This window comes from Streptomyces acidicola, from assembly GCF_009377235.1.
In the GTDB taxonomy this organism is placed as follows: Bacteria; Actinomycetota; Actinomycetes; order Streptomycetales; family Streptomycetaceae; genus Streptomyces; species Streptomyces acidicola.
Genome location: NZ_VMNX01000090.1, coordinates 1 through 19,148, shown reverse-complemented (window position 1 = coordinate 19,148; position 19,148 = coordinate 1). Strand labels below are relative to the sequence as shown.

At 70.2% G+C, this 19,148-nt stretch carries 14 protein-coding genes and 2 pseudogenes; 8 read left to right on the top strand and 8 right to left on the bottom strand.

Annotated elements, in window-relative coordinates; translation table 11 throughout:
• Positions 1 to 43: 43 nt before the first annotated feature.
• Both FPZ41_RS23035 and FPZ41_RS23030 read right to left on the bottom strand, forming a co-directional pair.
• A complete protein-coding gene (locus FPZ41_RS23035; RefSeq protein WP_152865503.1) occupies positions 44 to 1,330 on the bottom strand; it encodes an MFS transporter in 1,287 nt (428 codons plus the stop codon).
• A 789-nt stretch (positions 1,331 to 2,119) separates the two neighbouring features.
• Positions 2,120 to 2,557, bottom strand: a complete 438-nt coding sequence (locus FPZ41_RS23030) for a MarR family winged helix-turn-helix transcriptional regulator (RefSeq protein WP_152865480.1) — start codon at positions 2,555 to 2,557, stop codon at positions 2,120 to 2,122.
• Between the two features lie 164 nt (positions 2,558 to 2,721).
• Here FPZ41_RS23030 and FPZ41_RS23025 point away from each other — a divergent pair, with 164 nt between their 5' ends.
• Entirely contained in the window at positions 2,722 to 2,931 is a 210-nt protein-coding gene (locus tag FPZ41_RS23025) for a ribbon-helix-helix protein, CopG family (protein ID WP_152865478.1), read from the top strand.
• Positions 2,932 to 2,965: 34 nt separating this feature from the next.
• Here FPZ41_RS23025 and FPZ41_RS23020 read toward each other — a convergent pair whose 3' ends face one another.
• The gene (locus FPZ41_RS23020) at positions 2,966 to 4,423 is read right to left on the bottom strand and encodes an NCS2 family permease (RefSeq protein WP_152865476.1); all 1,458 of its coding nucleotides are present in this window, start codon (positions 4,421 to 4,423) and stop codon (positions 2,966 to 2,968) included.
• Positions 4,424 to 4,591: 168 nt separating this feature from the next.
• Here FPZ41_RS23020 and FPZ41_RS23015 point away from each other — a divergent pair.
• From FPZ41_RS23015 to FPZ41_RS22995, 5 genes and pseudogenes are all read left to right on the top strand, one after another.
• Positions 4,592 to 4,834: pseudogene (locus FPZ41_RS23015) on the top strand (DUF2530 domain-containing protein); the annotation flags it as partial.
• Between the two features lie 302 nt (positions 4,835 to 5,136).
• Positions 5,137 to 7,536 carry an HAD-IC family P-type ATPase gene (locus FPZ41_RS23005; protein WP_152865472.1) on the top strand — a complete coding sequence of 800 codons (2,400 nt, stop codon included), beginning with the start codon at positions 5,137 to 5,139 and terminating at the stop codon, positions 7,534 to 7,536.
• Between the two features lie 253 nt (positions 7,537 to 7,789).
• Positions 7,790 to 8,272 (top strand): hypothetical protein, encoded by a 483-nt coding sequence (locus FPZ41_RS48570; RefSeq protein WP_228022915.1) that lies wholly within the window; start codon positions 7,790 to 7,792, stop codon positions 8,270 to 8,272.
• Positions 8,269 to 9,657, top strand: coding sequence for a KGGVGR-motif variant AAA ATPase (locus FPZ41_RS23000; protein ID WP_322620599.1), 1,389 nt, complete (start codon positions 8,269 to 8,271; stop codon positions 9,655 to 9,657). The genes FPZ41_RS48570 and FPZ41_RS23000 overlap by 4 nt, the downstream gene beginning before the upstream one ends.
• A complete protein-coding gene (locus tag FPZ41_RS22995; protein ID WP_152865467.1) occupies positions 9,654 to 11,126 on the top strand; it encodes a hypothetical protein in 1,473 nt (490 codons plus the stop codon). Before FPZ41_RS23000 ends, FPZ41_RS22995 begins: the two co-directional genes overlap by 4 nt.
• 351 nt (positions 11,127 to 11,477) lie before the next feature.
• On the opposite strand, the gene FPZ41_RS22990 is transcribed toward FPZ41_RS22995, so the two are convergent.
• The 3 genes from FPZ41_RS22990 to FPZ41_RS22980 all read right to left on the bottom strand — a co-directional run bounded on the left by FPZ41_RS22990 (position 11,478) and on the right by FPZ41_RS22980 (position 16,398).
• Entirely contained in the window at positions 11,478 to 12,311 is an 834-nt protein-coding gene (locus tag FPZ41_RS22990; RefSeq protein ID WP_322620598.1) for a calcium-binding protein, read from the bottom strand.
• Positions 12,312 to 12,583: 272 nt separating this feature from the next.
• Entirely contained in the window at positions 12,584 to 15,748 is a 3,165-nt protein-coding gene (locus FPZ41_RS22985) for a sacsin N-terminal ATP-binding-like domain-containing protein (protein ID WP_322620597.1), read from the bottom strand.
• Positions 15,749 to 16,029: 281 nt separating this feature from the next.
• Complete coding sequence (locus tag FPZ41_RS22980; RefSeq protein ID WP_152865463.1) at positions 16,030 to 16,398, bottom strand: winged helix-turn-helix transcriptional regulator; 369 nt, start codon at positions 16,396 to 16,398, stop codon at positions 16,030 to 16,032.
• 87 nt (positions 16,399 to 16,485) lie between these two features.
• On the opposite strand from FPZ41_RS22980, the gene FPZ41_RS22975 reads away from it, so the two are divergent.
• A complete protein-coding gene (locus FPZ41_RS22975; RefSeq protein ID WP_322620596.1) occupies positions 16,486 to 17,400 on the top strand; it encodes an NAD(P)-dependent oxidoreductase in 915 nt (304 codons plus the stop codon).
• A 37-nt stretch (positions 17,401 to 17,437) separates the two neighbouring features.
• Here FPZ41_RS22975 and FPZ41_RS22970 read toward each other — a convergent pair whose 3' ends face one another.
• Positions 17,438 to 17,647: a DUF397 domain-containing protein gene (locus tag FPZ41_RS22970; protein ID WP_152865461.1), complete on the bottom strand. Its 210-nt coding sequence runs from the start codon at positions 17,645 to 17,647 to the stop codon at positions 17,438 to 17,440.
• Positions 17,644 to 18,519 carry a helix-turn-helix domain-containing protein gene (locus tag FPZ41_RS22965; protein WP_152865459.1) on the bottom strand — a complete coding sequence of 292 codons (876 nt, stop codon included), beginning with the start codon at positions 18,517 to 18,519 and terminating at the stop codon, positions 17,644 to 17,646. Before FPZ41_RS22965 ends, FPZ41_RS22970 begins: the two co-directional genes overlap by 4 nt.
• Positions 18,520 to 18,704: 185 nt before the next feature.
• Here FPZ41_RS22965 and FPZ41_RS22960 point away from each other — a divergent pair.
• Positions 18,705 to 19,148, top strand: a pseudogene (locus tag FPZ41_RS22960) (hypothetical protein); the annotation flags it as partial.

Genomic DNA, 19,148 nt, shown 5'->3' with positions numbered 1-19,148 from the left:
CAACGGATCACCTGGCGAGCGCCCCCACCACGGCGTCTGCCTCTCAGGCCGAGACCGAGGCGGAGGCCGTGGCCGTGGCCGGCTGCTCCTTCGGTACAAACCGTACCCGCGGGTGCCCGCGGTGCCAGCCGACCGACAGACGCAGACCGCCCACACGGGCCAGGACCAGGCCGATCGTGACCGCGGCGGTCAGGGCGACGGCACCGCCGAACGCGAAGCCGGCGCGGGCACCGTACGTGTCCGTGATCCAGCCGGCGATCGGCGCGCCCAGCGGCGTACCGCCCACGAAGACCATCATGTACAGCGCCAGCACGCGGCCGCGCATGGCCGGATCGGTGGCCATCTGGACGGCGGTGTTCGCGGTGACGTTGACCGTCAGGCCGAACATCCCCAGGGGGACCATGAGGAGCGCGAAGATCCAGTACGACGGTGCCAGCGCGGCCACGACCTCAAGGGCACCGAAGGCCGCCGCCCCCGCGATCAGTATCCGCATCCGGGCCGTGCCCCGGCGGGCCGCCAGCAGGGCGCCCGCGACGGAACCGACCGCCATGAGCGTGTTGAAGAGGCTGTACGCGCCCGCGCCCGCGTGGAAGATGTCGTCCGCGTACGCCGAGAGCCAGACCGGGAAGTTGAAGCCGAAGGTGCCGATGAATCCGACGAGGACGATCGGCCAGATCAGCTCGGGACGGCCCGCGACATAGCGCAGCCCCTCGCGGAGCTGGCCCTTGGCGCGCGGCGCACGCTCGACGGCGTGCAGTTCGCGGGCGCGCATCATCAGCAGCCCGGCGATCGGCGCGACGAACGACAGGCCGTTGAGCAGGAACGCCCAGCCGGTGCCCACGCTCGTGATCAGCACACCGGCGACGGCCGGGCCGACGAGGCGGGCGGACTGGAAGTTCGCGGAGTTCAGGCTGACCGCGTTCTGGAGCTGCTCGCGGCCGACCATCTCGGAGACGAAGGACTGGCGGGCCGGGTTGTCGACGACGGTGGCCATACCGACGGCGAAGGCCGCCAGGTACACGTGCCAGACCTGGACGTGTCCGGTGAGGGTCAGGAAGGCCAGCACCACGCCCGTGACGGCCATGGCCGACTGGGTGACGAGCAGTGTGGGGCGCTTGGGGAGGCGGTCGACGAGGAGACCGCCGTACAGACCGAACAGGAGCATCGGCAGGAACTGCAGCGCCATGGTGATGCCGACGGCGGTCGACGATCCGGTGAGGCTGAGCACCAGCCAGTCCTGGGCGATGCGCTGCATCCAGGTGCCGGTGTTGGAGACGACCTGCCCGATGAAGAAGAGCCGGTAGTTCCGCACCTTCAGAGAACGGAACATCGAGCCTTCGGACTCGGACACCTTGGCCTTGCTCACCTTGGCCTTGCTCTTGATGTCGACCTGGGCCTCGATGTCGATCTGGGTCTCGATGTCGATCTGGGTCTCGATGTCGATCTGGGCCTTGCGGCCGGCGGATATGGGTTCGGGCGCTTGCGACCGGTCGGCGGATATGAGTTCAGGCGCTTGCGACCGGTCGGCGGATATGAGTTCAGGCGCTTGCGGCCCGTCGGCGGTTATTGGTTCGCGTGAATCGGGCTCGCCGGCCGCCGCGGCTCCCTGCGGGGGCAGCTCGGTCTTGCCGATCGGCGTCGGTGCGGGTCTCCCGGACGGGACGGGCAGGTCGGCGGTGGACGCCTCGGGCCTGCCGGATGCGTCGGCGCCCGTGGCCCGGAGTCCACTGACACCGTGGACGGCCGTCGCTTCGCGCTGGGCCGAACGGGTGATTGCGGCTGCGTGGGACTCATCGGCGCCGACGGCCTCGCGGGTCAGGGCCGAGGCTGCCGGGTCGCGGGTGAGCAGGGGGTCGCGGGTGGGCAGGGAGTCGTGGGTCGGCAAGGGATCGCGGGTGGTCGGTGCGGGGGCGGAATCTGCTCCGGGTCCCGAACTCAAAGGGGTTCGCCTCCTCGGCTGTCACGGACTTCGTCGGCCGTCCTCGGGACTGCGCCGGCTTCGGCAGTCACGATCATCGTCGTCCTCGGTGCGGCCCTCGGGAGGGGCGCCCAGGGGTCTCACAGGGGCGCGGCCCGCTCCGGGCGGGATACGCGCGCCCTGGGCGCCCTGTACGGCGGCTCACAGATGCGCGAGCTTCTCCAGGACGGGCGCGGCCTCGCGGAGCTTGGCCCACTCGTCCTCGTCGAGCCCCTGGACCAGGGAGGCCAGGAAGGCGTTGCGCTTGCGGCGGCTCTCCTCGAGCATCGCCTCGGCACGCTCGGTCTGCTTGACCACCTTCTGGCGCCGGTCCTCGGGGTGCGGCTCCAGGCTGACCAGCCCCTTGCTCTCCAGCAACGCGACGATGCGCGTCATCGAGGGCGGCTGCACATGTTCCTTGCGGGCCAGTTCGCCGGGGGTGGCGGTGCCGCAGCGGGCCAGGGTGCCGAGCACCGACATCTCCGTGGGGCTCAGCGACTCGTCGACCCGCTGGTGCTTGAGCCGGCGGGACAGACGCATCACTGCTGAGCGGAGGGCGTCTACGGCGGCTTCGTCGTCGCCATCGGTCTGATCGGACATGTTCTTTAGCATAACTCATTACCCTCGCTAAAGACCACTGCACGTCACAGGCATGCCCGTGACCCCGCCCACTCATGCGACACGTCAAGGGACCATCACCCATACGGGTGAGTCAGGCGCGAAACATGACACACCGCCGCCGAACGCACCCGACCCTCGTGTTCATGGGGACCAGCGTGCTCAGCCTGCGCATAGACCGCGATCTGCTCGAACGCCTCCGACAACACGCCGCGAAACGCGGAATGAGCGTCCAGGACCATGTGGTCCAGACGCTCATTCGTGCCGACTTCGACGAGCGGTTCCAGACCGCTGTCGAGGAGACGGAGAAGTTCTACGGAGTCAACGGGGTGAACGGGGTCAACCGGGTCAAGTGACCCGCTCCCGGATCCCGCTCCCCGCCGGCCGCGCTCACGTGAGTCCCAGCGCCGGCATCAGGTAGTAGAAGGCGAACACCGCCGACACCACGTACATCGCGACCGGCACCTCCCGCCCCCGGCCGGCGGCCAGGCGGAGCACCACGAAGGTGATGAAGCCCATACCGATGCCGTTGGTGATGGAGTACGTGAACGGCATCATCACCATGGTCACGAAGGCAGGGATCGCGATCGTGTGGTCGGCCCAGTCGATCTCCCTGACCGAGTTCGCGAGGATCAGGAAGCCGACCGCGAGCAGCGCCGGAGTGGCCGCCTGGGACGGCACCATCGTGGCGACGGGCGTGAGGAAGAGCGCGACGGCGAAGAGCGAACCGGTGACGACGTTCGCGAACCCGGTCCTGGCCCCCTCGCCCACACCCGCCGTGGACTCCACGAAACAGGTGGTGGCGGACGAGGAGCTCGCACCGCCCGCGGCGACCGCGATCCCGTCGACGAAGAGGACCTTGTTGATGCCGGGCATGTTGCCCCGCTCGTCGGTCAGCTTCGCCTCGTCACCGACGCCCATGATCGTGCCCATCGCGTCGAAGAAGCACGACAGCAGCACGGTGAAGACGAAGAGCGTGCCGGTCAGCAGACCGACCTTGCCGAAGCCGCCGAAGAGGCTGACCTGGCCGATGAGCCCGAAGTCGGGCGTGGCCACCGGGTTGCCGGGCCACTTCGGCGTGGTCAGCCCCCAGGACGGCACCTTGGCCACGGCGTCGATGACCACCGCCAGGACGGTCATCGCGACGATCGAGATCAGGATCGCGCCCGGCACCTTGCGCACGATCAGCGCGAGCGTGAGCAGCGCCCCGAGCACGAAGACGAGGACGGGCCAGCCGCCCAGGTGACCGTCGGCGCCGAGCTGGAGCGGCACGGTGGTCTGCGCGACGTCCGGAATGCGCGAGACGAACCCGGAGTCCACCAGCCCGATGAGCATGATGAACAGGCCGATGCCTATCGCGATGCCCTTGCGCAGCCCGAGCGGCACGGCACTCATGACCCGCTCGCGCAGCCCGGTCGCGACCAGCAGCATGACCACGAATCCGGCGAGCACCACCATGCCCATGGCGTCCGGCCACGACATGCGCGGGGCGAGCTGAAGGGCGACGACGGTGTTGACGCCGAGGCCGGCGGCCAGGGCGATGGGCACGTTCCCGATGACGCCCATGAGCAGGGTCGTGAACGCAGCGGTCACGGCGGTGGCGGTGACCAGCTGACCGTTGTCCAGCTGATGCCCGTACATGTCCTTCGCGCTGCCGAGGATGATCGGGTTCAGCACGATGATGTAGGCCATCGCGAAGAAGGTGGCGAAACCGCCCCGGATCTCACGCGAGAGCGTGCTGCCCCGCTCGGAGATCCTGAAGTAGCGGTCGAGAGCGCCGAGCGCGGGCCGGGATTCCGGCTCCTGGGGCTGGGGCGCGGTGGCCTTGGTGGGGGCCGAGCTGGACATGCGGGACCTCATCACCAGCAGCGATCCCTTCGGAGCTGTTGGCGTTTCCTACGAACAGAAGTGGCCAGACACAAACGGTTTCAGTATGAACATATGAGGCCCGTGAAATGAAATCGTCACACGACGCCCTCCCGTTCCCCGCGCCAACCACCCTCGTAAGCTGTCCCCATGGCGAAGTGGACCCCGAAGCACGAGGCGCCGGAGCCCCTGGAGGGCCCCGTGGTCGCGACGATCACCGGCGGCACGATCGTGTGGTTCGTCCTCTTCCTCGTCCAGCTCCCCTTCTACGGCTGGTTCGCCGACCACGGCCACACCTGGTGGCTGTGGACCTGCCTGGCCGGCGGCGGCCTCGGGCTGATCGGCATCTGGTACGTACGCAAGCGCGACGCGGCGCTCAAGCGGGCGGCGGCCGCGGCCCATGAGTCGACCGGGCAGACCGAGCACAGCGAGAAGTCCGAGCAGAGCGAGAACACGGGGCACACCACCAGCCACACCGAGCGCACCGACCGCACCGACCGCACCGACCGCACCGACCGCACCGAAAACACTGCACAGACGCCGGGTCCGGCGGTCACGGAGAAGCCCTAGGCAGTACCGGGCCGTCGGCCCCTAGGTGCCGCCGTACGACCACGGCACCACCCCCGTCCTCCCCAGGTCGGATCTTTCGCCCACTCGGCGGGTGAAGCACCAAATCCGCACGTACCGTCTAATGCATGACGCACATCGACGCGGGCGCGGAACTCGATCCTGTGCATCCCGTTCCCCTCCCCGCCCCCGGTCGGGCGCTCGGGCTGACCGCCGCCGAGGTGGCCGAACGGGTGGCCCGCGGTGAGGTGAACGACGTCCCCGTACGGAGCAGCCGCTCCACCGCGGAGATCGTCCGCGCGAACGTCTTCACCCGGTTCAACGCGATCATCGGCGTGCTGTGGCTGATCATGCTGTTCGTCGCGCCGTTCCAGGACAGCCTGTTCGGGTACGTCATCCTGGCGAACACGGGCATCGGGATCATCCAGGAGTGGCGCGCCAAGAAGACGCTGGACTCGCTCGCGGTGATCGGGGAGGCCCGGCCGACGGTGCGCAGGGACGGCGTCGCCGCCCAGGTCGCCACGTCCGAGATCGTGCTCGGGGATCTGATCGAGATCGGGCCCGGGGACAAGATCGTCGTCGATGGCGAGTGCGTGGAGACCGACAGTCTGGAGGTCGACGAGTCGCTGCTCACCGGGGAGGCCGATCCCGTTCTCAAGCAGCCCGGGGACCAGGTCATGTCCGGCAGCTTCGTCGTCGCGGGCGGCGGAGCGTTCACGGCGGCCAGGGTCGGGCGCGAGGCGTACGCGGCGCAGCTCGCCGAGGAGGCGTCCCGCTTCACCCTGGTGCACTCCGAGCTGCGCTCCGGTATCTCCACGATCCTGAAGTACGTGACCTGGATGATGATCCCGACCGCGATCGGGCTCATCATCAGCCAGCTGGTCGTGAAGGAGAACGCCTTCAAGGACTCGGTCGCCCGGACCGTCGGCGGCATCGTGCCGATGGTCCCGGAGGGGCTGGTGCTGCTGACGTCCGTGGCCTTCGCCATCGGGGTGATCCGGCTGGGGCGCCAGCAGTGTCTCGTGCAGGAGCTGCCCGCCATCGAGGGGCTCGCCCGCGTCGACACGGTCTGCCTCGACAAGACGGGCACGCTCACCGAGGGCGGCATGGACGTCAGCGAGCTGCGGTCGCTGAACGGCGCCGACGAGTCGTACGTGCGGAAGGTCCTGGGCGCCCTCGGCGAGTCCGACCCCCGCCCGAACGCCTCCCTCCAGGCGGTCATCGACGCCTACCCGGACGGCGACGACTGGCGCTGCACCGAGTCGCTGCCCTTCTCCTCGGCCCGCAAGTACAGCGGGGCCACCTTCAGCGAGAGCACCGGCGAGTCGAGCACGTGGCTGCTGGGTGCCCCCGACGTGCTGCTGGCCGACGGCGACCCGGCGCTCGCCGAGACCGAGCGGCTGAACGAGCAGGGGCTGCGGGTACTGCTGCTCGCGCGGGCGGCCGGGGACCTGGACGCCCCGGACGTCGCGCACGGCGCCCGGCCCACCGCGCTCGTCGTCCTGGAGCAGCGGCTGCGCCCGGACGCCGCCGACACGCTGCGCTACTTCGACGAGCAGAACGTACGGGCCAAGGTCATCTCCGGCGACAACGCGGTCTCCGTCGGCGCGGTGGCCGGGAAGCTGGGGCTCAGCGGAGAGGTCGTCGACGCCCGGCGGCTGCCCGCCGAGCGGCACGCGATGGCGGACGCCCTCGACGCGGGCACCGTGTTCGGGCGGGTCACCCCGCAGCAGAAGCGGGACATGGTGGGTGCCATGCAGTCGAAGGGGCACACCGTGGCCATGACGGGCGACGGTGTGAACGACGTGCTGGCCCTCAAGGACGCCGACATCGGGGTGAGCATGGGCTCCGGATCGGAGGCGACCCGGGCCGTGGCGCAGATCGTGCTCCTCAACAACAGCTTCGCGACGCTGCCGTCGGTGGTCGCGGAGGGCCGGCGGGTGATCGGCAACATCACGCGCGTGGCGACCCTGTTCCTGGTGAAGACCGTCTACTCGGTGCTGCTGGCGATCCTGGTGGTGTGCTGGCAGGTCGAGTACCCGTTCCTGCCCCGGCATCTGACGCTGCTGTCCACGCTCACCATCGGCATCCCGGCCTTCTTCCTCGCCCTCGCACCCAACGGAGAGCGGGCGAAACCGGACTTCGTCGGGCGGGTGATGCGGTACGCGATCCCGGGCGGCGTGGTGGCGGCGCTGGCGACCTTCGTGACGTACCTGATCGCGCGGCACTACTACACGGGTCCCGGCGCGCTGGACGCGGAGACGAGCGCGGCCACCCTCACCCTGTTCCTGATCTCCATGTGGGTGCTGGCCATCATCGCCCGCCCGTACACCTGGTGGCGCCTGTGCCTGGTGGCGTCGATGGGCTTTGCGTTCCTGGTGGTGCTCGTCGTGCCGCGGTTGCAGGAGTTCTTCGCCCTCAAGCTGGTGGGCGCCACGATGCCCTGGCTGGCCGTGGGCATCGCGGCGGTGGCGGCGGTCACCCTGGAGTTCCTGTGGAGGTGGGTCGACCGCCGTCTCCCTGCCTAGGACCCAGGAGCTGTGTCTCCGGCGGCTCCGGCGACTGAGCTCCGCGAGCCGGTCCCGCAGCCACCCACTGGGCGCGCTCGGGCATCCCGTCCCGAATGGTGGGCCGGTCGAGCGAGCAGGTGCCGCTGCACGGGCCCTTCCTGACGGACCTGCACAAGGAGGAGTGAACGAAGCGGCCGGACAGGGCCGCTCGGGTGAACGCCGCCCTATGATCCGTCGCATGTCGGGGACTTCAGGAACGTTATCGGGAACTTTGTCGGCGGTTTCGGCTGAGCATCACTATGGTCACGCCGCCAAGCGGCACTACGGGGACGCCATCTACCTCCAGGACGGTGGCCGACTGCCCAATGCCGACTACCACTTCGGCTTCGCGGTGGAGTGTGCGCTGAAGAGCCTGCTGCTCAGGTTCACGGCCGCCACCATGGCCCCCAAGAAGCAGGGGAAGCCCCCAGCGAAGGCGCCCTGGGTGCCGGATCCGGCCACGGGCAAGGTGAGCCACGAGTACGGCCATCTGCCATGGGTCGCAGCCGATGTCGGCCTGCTGACACACGGCCGGTCCGCTGCACGCATGTCGGCCGCGCTCGGCAGCCTCGCCGCATTCGACTCCTGGTCGGTCGACCAGCGATACCTCGACGGGACCTCGGTCGCCGAAGCCGATGTGTTGCAGCGGCGTACCGTGGCGCAAGAGATCCTCGCCCTGCACGAGCAGGCCCTGATCACCGGAAGGCTCCAGTGAACCTGCCTCCTGTCCCGGTCCGGTTCGACGACGCCCGGCCCCGTGCCCTGACCATCGCCCACGATGTTGCCGCCGAGGGCCTCGACCTGCTGCTTGTACGGGACGTGCTGGGCCGTTTCGCGCTCGTGGTTGACGACCGCGAGAAGGACGTGCCGGCCGACCGGGCGACGGCCTGGAGTGAGCGTCTGACCGCAGACCTGCAGCGGTACGCCGCCGACCGGCCCCTGCTCCTTGCCTCGGGGCTGTTCTCGGCCGACGACCTGCTCGGCTCCGAGCGTGCCCAGCCGGACCCGCTGCACCTCCCGGCCGACGAGCACGGCAGCGTCCGTCTCCTGGACAACACCGTGGTTGGGGAGGACTGGGCCCAAGTATCCACCCCGGCTGTCGAGACCGACGGTTCACGCACCCACCGCACCGCCTTGTACGGCTTCAAGGGCGGCGTGGGCAGGACCACGGCCACCGCCATCCTCGCCCGCCACCTCGCAGACCAGGGTCACGTCGTCCTCGTCGTGGACCTCGACCTGGAGTCCCCGGGCGCCGGCCCGATCCTCGCCGCCGGGGCGCTGCTGCCCCGCCATGGCATCGTCGACCAGCTCGTCGAGTCCGCCGTGGCCAACGCGGACGGCCTGGATCTGGTGGCCCCGTCCGGATACCGGCCACGCACCGGCCGGGGCGAGCTGTGGGTGACCCCAGCCCGCGGCCGGGATACCGCGGGGGTCACCTACTCCTATGTCGACAAGCTCAACCGTGTGTACGCCGACATCCCCGGCATGGACTTCGCCGACCGCCTGGCTGCCGCGGTGCGGGCCTGCGAGGACGCCGTGGCCCGCGAGGGCGAGAGCGGCCGACGCCCCAACGTGGTCCTCCTCGACAGCAGGGCCGGCATCCACGACATCGCCGCCGTCACCATCTCCCGGCTGTGCGACCTCGCCCTGCTCTTCGGCGCGGACAACCGTCAGACCTGGGGCGGCTACGGCGACCTGTTCGTGGCCTGGCACTCCTCCGGGCAGGCCCGTGCGATCCGGGAGAAGCTCCGCATGGTCGCCTCCATGGTCCCGGAGTCACCGCAGCGCCCCATGGGCGCCTACCTGGAATCGTTCCGCGAGCACTCCTGGGAGTGCTTCGCCGTCCTGTACGACGACGACGTTCCGGAGCTGGAGACAGGCCAGCTCATCCCAGGGGCCTTCTCCCCCTCTCTGGAGGACGACTCGGCCCCGCACCACCCGATCCCTATCCTGTTCGAGCCCGGCCTGGTCGGTCTGGACTCGGACAGCGCGCCGGGCTGGCAGGACCGCGCCTTCGTGCAGGCCGCGTACCGTGACTTCCTGACCACCGCAACCCTCCTGATCACCGCCGACCCGCAGAGCAACGAAGGACCGCGATGACGACCGCACTGGGCGCCGAGGCATACCGCGAGCTGCTCTCCGCAGCGCTGCCCGAGGCGACGGACGCCGACACGCTCCTTCCGAACCTGCACACCCTGTTCACCCCTGACAGCCACCGCGTGGCGCTCTACGTCGACAGCACCGTAGTGCGCGGCGGGCGGGGCGTCGGCAAGACCTTCTGGTACCGCTCACTGCTCGACGAAACTCTGCGGGAGGTCGCCGCCGAGGAGTACGGCATCGAGCGGCTGCGCCGACTCATCGTCTCTCCCGGGTACGGAGCGGCCGTCGAGCCGGACCTGTACCCGGGCACGGGTGTCCTGCGGCAGCTCGTGGAGGAGGGCGTGCGGCCCTACGACCTGTGGTACGCCGTCCTGCTCACAGCCCTCGGCCAGGCCGAACTGCGCGACCTTCCGGAGTGGCGCGATCGGGTCACCTGGGTGCGCGCCAACCCTGGCGCGGCGGAACGCACGGTGCAGCAGGCTGACCGGGAGGCACAGCAGTACGGCACCACCCGTCTGGTCATCTTCGACGCCCTGGAGCACCTCCACCGGGTCCGTGCGCAGGCCGACCGCCTGGTCGGCGGCATCCTGGAACTCGCTCTCTCCATGCGCCTGGGCACCCGCAGCATCCGCTGCAAGGTCTTCATCCGCCCCGACATGTTCGACGGCGCGCTCCTCCATTTCCCCGACGCCTCCAAGCTCACAGCCAACGCCGCCAGCCTGACCTGGTCCAACGCCAACCTGTACGGGCTGCTCTTCCACTACATGGGCAACCACGACAGCGAGTACGCGGAACGCTTCCGCCGCATCACGGATGGCTGGGAGACCGACGCCTTTGGCCGACGCCACATTCCACCCGCCCTGCTCAGGGGCGACGAGCGGTCCCAGGCCGAACAGTTCGCGCAGATCGCCGGCCCCTATATGGGCGCCAACTACCGCAAGGGCAACACGTACACGTGGCTGCCCAATCATCTGATGGACGGCGTCGAACAGGTCAGCCCGCGCAGCTTCCTCAGCGCTCTGAACAAGGCGGTCGCCGAGACTCTCGGTAAGTACGCGGGCCATGAGTACGCCCTGCACCATGAGGGCATCCGCCGAGGGGTGCAGACCGCGTCCGAGACCCGGGTGCGGGAGGTCGGCGAGGACATGCCATGGGTGCGGCTGGCCGTCCATCCGCTGGTCGGCCGACAGGTCCCGATAGAACAGGACACGGTCACGGAGCTGTGGCGCGAGGCCCGGCTGACGGACGTCCTGCGCAAAGAGGCCGAGCGGTACGAGGTGGGGAACGAGGAGGACACCCTCGTCCGCACCGGTCCCCGCTACCCGGACGACCCTGACCGCCTGATCGAAGAGTTGATCGCTCTCGGCGTGATGCGTCGCCGCCGCGACGGGCGCATCGACCTGCCGGACGTGTACCGCATCGCCTTCAACATCGGTCGCAAGGGCGGCGTACCAAGGGTCGCTGGCTGAGGCGGCGCCGTCGGCCCGTGCGGGGAACGATACGGCTCGAACAGGGCCGCCGGGAGAACCCTGACAGTGCCGCCCCCGCGGCTCGACAGGGCCGAACAGCTCTGCGTCGAACCGTTCGCCGACGTCGCCTCCCCCTCGAAGAGCCACGCCGCCGCCCGCCGCGGATGAACTGGACCAGTCCCGTGCCCCCGGTCACCGGGCGGGCAGCGCGGCACGCGGGTCCTCGCCCTCACGCTGGTGGGCGCCGCGATGCCCTGGATGGCCGTGGGCATCGCGGCGGTGGCGGCGGTCGCCCTGGAGTTCCTGTGGAAGTGGGTCGACCGCCGTCTCCCCGTCTAACGGCTGCGGCGACTACTGCACGTCGACGAAGTCACCCGACGACGTGACCGCCGGCGTGGTCGAGGTGCCCGCGAAGACGTAGCGGAACGTGCCGTCGGTGCTGGCCGTGACCGTGGTCTTCAGAGCGCCCGCCGAGCCGGACTTGACGGTCTTGACGTCCGTGTAGGTCGTCGAGCCCTTCTTCTTGAACTGGAGCTTCACGGACTGGTGGGTGTAGCCGGCGTACTTGCCCGTGTCCCAGTTGGCGCGGGTCAGGGCACCCGTGACCGTGATGGTCCTGCCCTTCTTCACCGGCTCGGGCGAGGCGTTGACCGTCAGCCTGGAGTAGCGCTTGACGCTGTGGGTCTTGTACGCGTCCTTGATGACGTAGTCGCCGTCCTTGCCCACGGCACCGGCGAACACCTTCCACTTGCCCGCGAGAACGTTGCTGTAGATGTTCTCGTTCGGGTCGGCGACGACGGTGACCTTGCAGGTCGCGCTGGTCGCGTTCAGAGCGGTGCAGGTGCCGTTCTCGGCGTCCGGGACGATCGCACCGTCCACGTCGGTGTCGATGTCGGTGCCGTGCCACAGGAACGCGTAGCCGTCCTCGATGCCGGACGGGTCGGTCGCGGTCACCGAGATGGTGAAGGTCTTCTTGTTGGTGGTACCGACCAGGACGTCCTTGCCGCCGTTGACGGACACCGACTTGATCACGGTGTCGCCGACGACCTCGTCCGCCGCAGCGGTGGCACCGAACGGCGTGGCCGACGACACGAGTGCGCCGGGTTCGGCATCGGCCTGCGCGGCCGGCACGGCGAGGGCGGAGAGCGCCAGGGCGCCGGAGACGGCGGCCACAGTGGCACGCATGCGCATGTGTTTCCCCACGTGTAGGGGGATCCCGCGGCAGAGTGCTCAGCGCACGCGGGAGCCCGAGTTGATCCTTTGGCCCTTTGGCCGTTCGGCCTATGCCCCATGGGGCCCATGACTCATGGGGCCTACGGGGCCTATGGGGCCTATGGGCCTGACGAGCCGGATGGCTCGCCGGATCAGATACATGAGGGGAGAGAAAGGTTGTACGGGAGGTGAACAATTGCTGCCGATGTTACGTAGATCACGTTACTCGGGGGTTACCGGACCCCTCAGTCGAACCAGCGGTCCCGCGCCAACTCCTCCGTCCTGGACGGGTCTTCGAGCAGCGCGGCGACCTCGAAGCGGCGCGGCCACTGTGCGGCGGCCCAGGCCAGCCCCGCCGCGACGCCCTCAAGGGTGGCCGCGTGCAGCACACCGTCCCGTGTACGGCGCCAGTCCAACTCGACGCCGTCGACCACGAGTTCCTCGTGCTCGACGTAGGTGGACGGGGTGGCGGGGCCCAGCAGCACTCGTACGGACTCCGGCACGTCGTGCTCCGTGCCCTCGGAGTCCACCTCGCCCGTCACCGACTCGCTCAGCCGTCGCACCTGGAACAGTTCGGCGAGGTCGGCGGCCCTGGACGGCCGTACGGGAAGCAGCGGCACCCCGTCCGTGAACGGCAGCAGATCGGGCGAGTCGACGACCACCGCGTCGGCCGCGTCCACGACCACGACCTCCCCGTCCAGCACGGCCCGCAGCTCGTCCGGCAGGGTCACCTGCTCGGGGTCGAGGTCGGCCAGCGCGCCGTACAACGCGTGCAGTTGCGCGGACGACACGTGCCGCTCCGGGTCGGCGAGGCGGTCGAGGAGTTCGGCGGCGCCGCCGGGCTCCTCCAGCAGGGCGGCCACGGACGTCCGGACGCCGAGCGCCCGCAGTACCTGCTCGTCGTCGAAGCCGGTGGCGTCGGCCTCGTCGTACAGGCCGTGGAGCAGCGGGTCGCCGCCCGCGGCGCGCAGACCTGCCGGGCGGCGCCCGTCGAGCACCGGGTTCCCGCGCAGCCACCACGCCGTGTACGACCGGACGATCTCGTGCGTCCCGTCCGGCAGCAGGACGCGCACGGGCTGGGTGAGCGCGTCACGCAGCGGCGGCCGTGAGAGCAGGGCGAGTGCCTGCGGCCAGCGGTCGTCGTCCACGAGGTCGAGGTCCCGCACGGCGACGATCTCGGTCGCGACGGGCGGTACGGGAGTGTCCGGGAGCCGGTCGAGGACGTCCTCGCACCACACGTCGACGGCGTCGAGGAGCCCCGCGTCGTCCGGCTCGGCGAAGTCGCCCTCCCTGGGCTCCAGTTCGTCCGGGTCGAGGACGACGTCGGTGGCGCGGACGAGCAGGAACCCGGCCAGCACACCACAGGCGGCCAACGGCTGCTCGCCCCAGCGGTCGGCCAGCTCGGCGTCCACGAAGGCCAGTTCGTCCTCGCGCATCACCTGGGCGAACGGGCTGCCGGGGAGGACCAGCTCGCCGGCGGGCGAGAGCTCTCCTTCCTCGTCGGGGAGGGCGAGGGCGCCGAGCCACGGTTCATCTCCCGGCTCCAGGCCCGCATCCCGTACAAGCCCGAGGACGATGTCCGCGAGTTCCTCCGCGTCGGGCGCGTCCTCCTCCCAGGCCCCGGTGTCCTCGTCGAGGGAGGCGGCCACGGCGGCGCGCACCTGTGGCGTGGTGAGCACGGCACGGGGCGTCGCGGGCAGCGCGCCCAGCTTCTCCAGGAGCGGATGGGCGGCGTCCGGGTGCGCGACCTTGAGGCCGAGCCGGGCCAGGGCCTCCGGCTCGATGCGCGCCTCGTCCGGGGTGGGCAGCAGGATCTGCCGGGGCCCGATCGTCGTACGCCCGTCGGCAAGCGGCACGGGCAGCCCGGACAGCCGGTCGGGGTCGACCCCGGCGAGACTGTCGTAGAGCCGCCACCACCAGCCGGGGTCCTTCTCCAGCCCGGCCAGACGGTCGACGGCCTCGGTGAGCGGAAGCCGGGCCACGCCCAGCGTCCGCAGCTCGACACGGCGTTCGAGCCCGGCCGGCAGCAGGCTCGGCAGCACCTCGGCGAGGACCCGGACGGTGTCGGCCCCCGCGCCCTCGACGACCTCGGCGTCGCGGGGCCGGAGCGCCTCGGGAAGCTCGTCGCGCCGAGTCGGGCCGATCTCAGCCGGGCCGATCTCAGCCAGGCCGATCGCCGTCGGGTCGATCGCGGGGGGCAGGAAGGCGGTACGCGGCAGCCGGTCGAGGATCGCCTGCCGCAGCGCCCCGTCCAGCTCGCCCTTGCCCAGCGGGCCGGGCACGAGGTCGATGCTTCCGGGGGTCACCGGCCGCCATTCGGCGAGGAGTTCGGCGTACGCGTCGGCCGCGCGCTCCACGAGGAAACCGGTGAGCGGGCCGGGTGCGGCGTGACGTCGCGTGGTGTCCAGCGGGAGCGAGGCGATGAGCAGCGCGGGCACGCCGAGCGGCTCGTCGCTGGGGGTGGGCGCGTGCACGACGGGCGCGGTGCGGGGGCGGAGCGGGGTGCCGTCGGCGTCGACGGGTACGGCCCAGGTCACGGACCAGTAGGGGCGCAGCCGCTCCTCGACGGGCCGGTCGGCGAGGAGCGCCGGGTCGAGGGGTCCGGCTTGCGAGACCGTTCGCCAGTAGGTGGTGCCCTCGCGGGAGTCCTCGACGGTCACGCCGTGCTCGCGGGGACGGCGGCGGAGCGTACGGGTGGTGTCCCCGACCTCGACGACGACCTCGTCCAGGCCGGGCAGGGCGAGCAGCAGCGCGTCGTCCACACCGTTCAGGAGCCGCTCGGCGAGATCCTCGGCGGCGGCGTCCCGCAGCGGCAGGATCACGACCGTGTCGTACGACTCCGGTGCGGTGCCCTCGGCCGCGAACGGCAGCCGCAGCAGGGGTACGTGGCCGTCGCGGCGCCGGATCTCGTCGCCCAGCCCCGGGCTGTGGCGGGCGGTGTCGGCGGCCAGCTCACGTGCCTCGGCGAGGGACCAGCGGACGCCTCCGTGCCGTCCCACGACGGCGGGCTCGTCGGTGACGGCCAGCACGGCGGCGAAGCCGACGCCGAACCGTCCGACAGCGACCTCGTGCACGTCCCGCTTGGCGGATGCGCGCAGGGTGGACAGGGACTCCACGCCGGTCGCGTCGAGGGGCGCGCCGGTGTTGGCGGCGACGAGGACACCGCCGCGGAGGGTGAGCCGCAGGCGGCCGGGGACCTTGGCCCGCGCGGCGGCGTCGGCGGCGTTCTGGGCGAGCTCGACGACGAGCCGATCCCGGTACCCGCCGAGTACCAGGTCCTCCTCGGCGTTGGCGTCCTCGCGGAAGCGGGCCGGGCTGGTGGCCCAGGCGTCCAGCACCCCGCGCCGCAGCCGGGCCGTGCCGAACGGGTCCGCGCCCTCGGCCGCGGGCCGCACGAAAATGCTGCTCACGTTCCTTCTCCTCCTCGACGTGAGGATGAAGGTACCGCCTGAGGAGCTCGGGCGTGAGCGCCGCCTGCCTTGGAGCGCGGCCGCAGCTGTGGCCCTTCGCTGAGACGGCTACATGCCGATGGGCGCAACGGAGCCGAATCGGAGCTCTCGGTGGGCAGACTTGCGGTGAGCAGTGCTGCCCCTCGTACAGGCCCTGGAGGACCACTGGCTGTCGCGGGGCAGCACGTTGTCGCGGGAACGGCCGCTGTGGAGCGACGCGCGGCCCGCGGCCCTGGCGCCTGTCAGCGTGAGGCCTTGGCTGTGTCGACCACTTCGGAGCCTTCGCGACGGATCCGCTCGACACCCCAGGCACCGAGCGGCTCGAGTGCTTGATTGAGCGTGCGCCCGTGCTCGGTCAGGGAGTACTCCACCCGGGGCGGCACCTCGGCATAGACCTTCCGGTGCACGAGACCGTCCTGCTCCATTTCGCGCAGGTGCTGGGTCAGCATCTTCTCGCTCACGCCCGGCAGACCGCGACGGAGTTCGGCGAAGCGCCGTACGCGATGGGCGTCGAGTTCCCAGAGGATCAGCCCCTTCCACTTGCCGCTCACGACGTCGAGCGCGGCGTCGATGCCACAGATGTAGGGCCCGCATCTCGGCGCCTTGACCATCGCTGATCTCCTCACTTACAAAAAGGTAAGTACCGCAGTATTAAGTGGGTACTTCCGAGAATAGTGGCGCGCTTCGAGCATGGAGGGGTGGACGAACAACACAACCCATTCCCAAGACAGGACAGCCCCGTCACCGTCACCGTCATCGGGCTCGGCCCGATGGGCCAGGCCATGACGCGCACCCTCCTCGCCGCCGGCCACCCGGTCACCGTCTGGAACCGCACCGCCGGCCGAGCGGACGGAGTCGTCGCCGACGGAGCAACACACGCGGCCACACCGGCCGAGGCGGTCGAAGCGAGCGATCTCGTGATCCTCAGCCTCACCGACTACCAGGCGATGTACGACATCCTGGGCAGCGTCTCCGGATCACTCGCAGGCCGGACGCTGATCAACCTGAGCTCGGACACCCCCGACCGGACCCGCGCGGCAAGCACCTGGGCAGCAGGCCATGGCGCCACCTTCCTCACCGGCGGTGTCATGGTCCCGGCGCCGATGATCGGCACGGAGGCGGCCTACGTCTACTACAGCGGCCCCGACGAGGCACTGGAACGTCACCGGGCGGCGTTGACACTGCTCGGCACACCGAAGTACCTGGGCGAGGATCCGGGCCTCGCCCAGATGATGTACCAAGCCGCGCTCGCGGTGTTCCTCACCAGCCTGTCCGGACTGATGCACGCAACCGCGATGCTGGGCAGTGTCGGGATCAAGGCCCGGGAGGCCCTGCCGGAGTTGCTCTCCCTCGCTGACTCGATCGGCGCGATCATGAGAGCGGGCGAGGAAACTCCTGGCGCCGCGCTGGATGCCGGGGAGCATCCGGGCGACCTCAGCACAGTCACGATGATGGGCGCGACGTCCGACCACATCGTCGACACCAGCACATCGCTCGGCCTCGACCTCGCTCTCCCGGAAGCCGTCCAGGCACACTATCGGCGCGCGATCGAAGACGGACACGGCGGTGACAACTGGACCCGCATCATCGACGGCATACGCGACCCGCGCTGACCCGGCACGAGAGGCCAAGGAGGACCAGCCGGTGCGATCAGCCCTCGGCCGCGTACGGCACGAAGCGCGCCCATGCGTCCGGGGCGAACGTGAGCCGGGGGCCTTCGGCGTTCTTGGAGTCGCGGACTTGGACGGTGCCGGGGGTGACGGCGAGCTCAACACAGGAGTTGCCGTCATTTCCGCCGCTGTAGCTGCTCTTGAACCACGCCGGCTCGGAGGCGTCCTCGGCGGTGGGTTTGCGGATCATGTTTCCCCCAGCAGTTGTCCGATGAAGGCCAGCGACTCCCGTGGCGAGAGCGCCTGAGCCCGGATCGTGCCATACCGCAGCTCAAGGATGCGCAGGTGTTTGGGTTCGGAGGTGGGCCGGCCGTTGAACGCACCGTCGGAGCGGCCCACCGCCGTACCGTCCGGGAACTTCAGCAATTCGATCCGACCGTCCAGGCCGGAGTGGGTGTCGCAGCTCATCGGCATCACCTGAAGCACGACGTTGTGCAACCGCCCCACCTCCAGCAGACGTTCGAGCTGTTGACGCCACGCCATTGTGCCCCCGATGGGACGCCGCAGGACCCCCTCTTCCAGGACGAAGCTGAGCGCCGGGGCCGGGTCGCGTTCAAAGACCGACTGTCGAGCCAAGCGAGCCGCCACCATGCGCTCCACGTCGTCCGGCGAGTACGGCGGCTGCGCTGCCCCGATGACGGCGCGTGCGTGCTCCGGCGTCTGCAGCAGCCCAGCGATGATGTGGCACTCGTACAGAGCGATCTCGACCGCCTGCGCCTCCAACTTCCCCAGCTCCCGCACCCTCTTCGGATACCGGACCTTCTTCACGTCCTCCCACGTCGCCGCGATGAGCCCGCCAGCGCTCAACACCTCGTCGGCCGTGTTCAGGTAGTCCTGCCGCGGGATGCGCTTCCCGCCCTCGATCTTGCGGACCATGCCCTCGCCGTACCCGACCGCCGACCCGAACTCGGCGGCCCGCATCCCCGCCGCCTCCCGCCGCAGCTTCAACTGCCGCCCCACGGTGGTGAGGACAGCCACGCCCCACTCGTCGTCCGGATCCACCTCCCAACCCGGCTCGTCCGCCTCGCTCTTGAGCCGACCCGCCTCTGTCTCGAGCGTCATCGCATACCCCTCCGCCGAACCGGAAAGACTCCGGACAGTCACATGATGTGCGCACTGAGTTACTTTTCACAGTAAACGCGGATCCCTGCACTGAGTGACGTGACGCAGAAATTCGCCGAACTCGGATCTGGCCCCGGGATCCCCGGGATTTCCCGCTCCCCTACAGTCGATTCGTGGCCTTTGGAATGGTGTGCGCCCTGGGCGCGGCAGTCTGTTTCGGTACGGCGACCGTGTTGCAGGCGATGGCCGCGCGCCAGGCGGCGGGCACCGGTGGGGGCGGGGACGCGGCGCTGTTGCTGCGGGCGTTGCGGCAGTGGCGGTACCTGGCCGGGCTGGGGCTGGACGGGCTCGGGTTCCTGTTGCAGATCGCGGCGCTGCGGTCGATCCCGATCTACGCGGTCGGCGCGGCGTTGGCGTCGAGTCTGGCGGTGACCGCGGTGGTCGCGGCGCGGTTGCTGCGGGTGCGGCTGAGCGGGTTGGAGTGGGGTGCGGTGGCGGTGGTGTGCGCCGGGCTGGCGATGCTGGGGCTGGCCTCCGGGACGGAGGGCCATCGGGGCGGCTCGACGGCGTTGAAGTACGCGATGGCGGCGGCGGCCGTGGGGGTGCTGCTGCTGGGGACGGTCGGGGGG

What these genes read in the sequence shown, in the direction of transcription:
- FPZ41_RS22995 (WP_152865467.1), top strand. Translation starts at nt 9,654, where the DNA reads ATGACGACCGCACTGGGCGCCGAGGCATACCGCGAGCTGCTCTCCGCA.
- FPZ41_RS23005 (WP_152865472.1), top strand. Translation starts at nt 5,137, where the DNA reads ATGACGCACATCGACGCGGGCGCGGAACTCGATCCTGTGCATCCCGTT.
- FPZ41_RS23030 (WP_152865480.1), bottom strand. Translation starts at nt 2,557, where the DNA reads ATGTCCGATCAGACCGATGGCGACGACGAAGCCGCCGTAGACGCCCTC.
- FPZ41_RS23025 (WP_152865478.1), top strand. Translation starts at nt 2,722, where the DNA reads ATGGGGACCAGCGTGCTCAGCCTGCGCATAGACCGCGATCTGCTCGAA.
- FPZ41_RS23020 (WP_152865476.1), bottom strand. Translation starts at nt 4,423, where the DNA reads ATGTCCAGCTCGGCCCCCACCAAGGCCACCGCGCCCCAGCCCCAGGAG.
- FPZ41_RS22990 (WP_322620598.1), bottom strand. Translation starts at nt 12,311, where the DNA reads ATGCGTGCCACTGTGGCCGCCGTCTCCGGCGCCCTGGCGCTCTCCGCC.
- FPZ41_RS22965 (WP_152865459.1), bottom strand. Translation starts at nt 18,519, where the DNA reads ATGACGCTCGAGACAGAGGCGGGTCGGCTCAAGAGCGAGGCGGACGAG.
- FPZ41_RS22970 (WP_152865461.1), bottom strand. Translation starts at nt 17,647, where the DNA reads ATGATCCGCAAACCCACCGCCGAGGACGCCTCCGAGCCGGCGTGGTTC.
- FPZ41_RS23035 (WP_152865503.1), bottom strand. Translation starts at nt 1,330, where the DNA reads ATGTTCCGTTCTCTGAAGGTGCGGAACTACCGGCTCTTCTTCATCGGG.
- FPZ41_RS22980 (WP_152865463.1), bottom strand. Translation starts at nt 16,398, where the DNA reads ATGGTCAAGGCGCCGAGATGCGGGCCCTACATCTGTGGCATCGACGCC.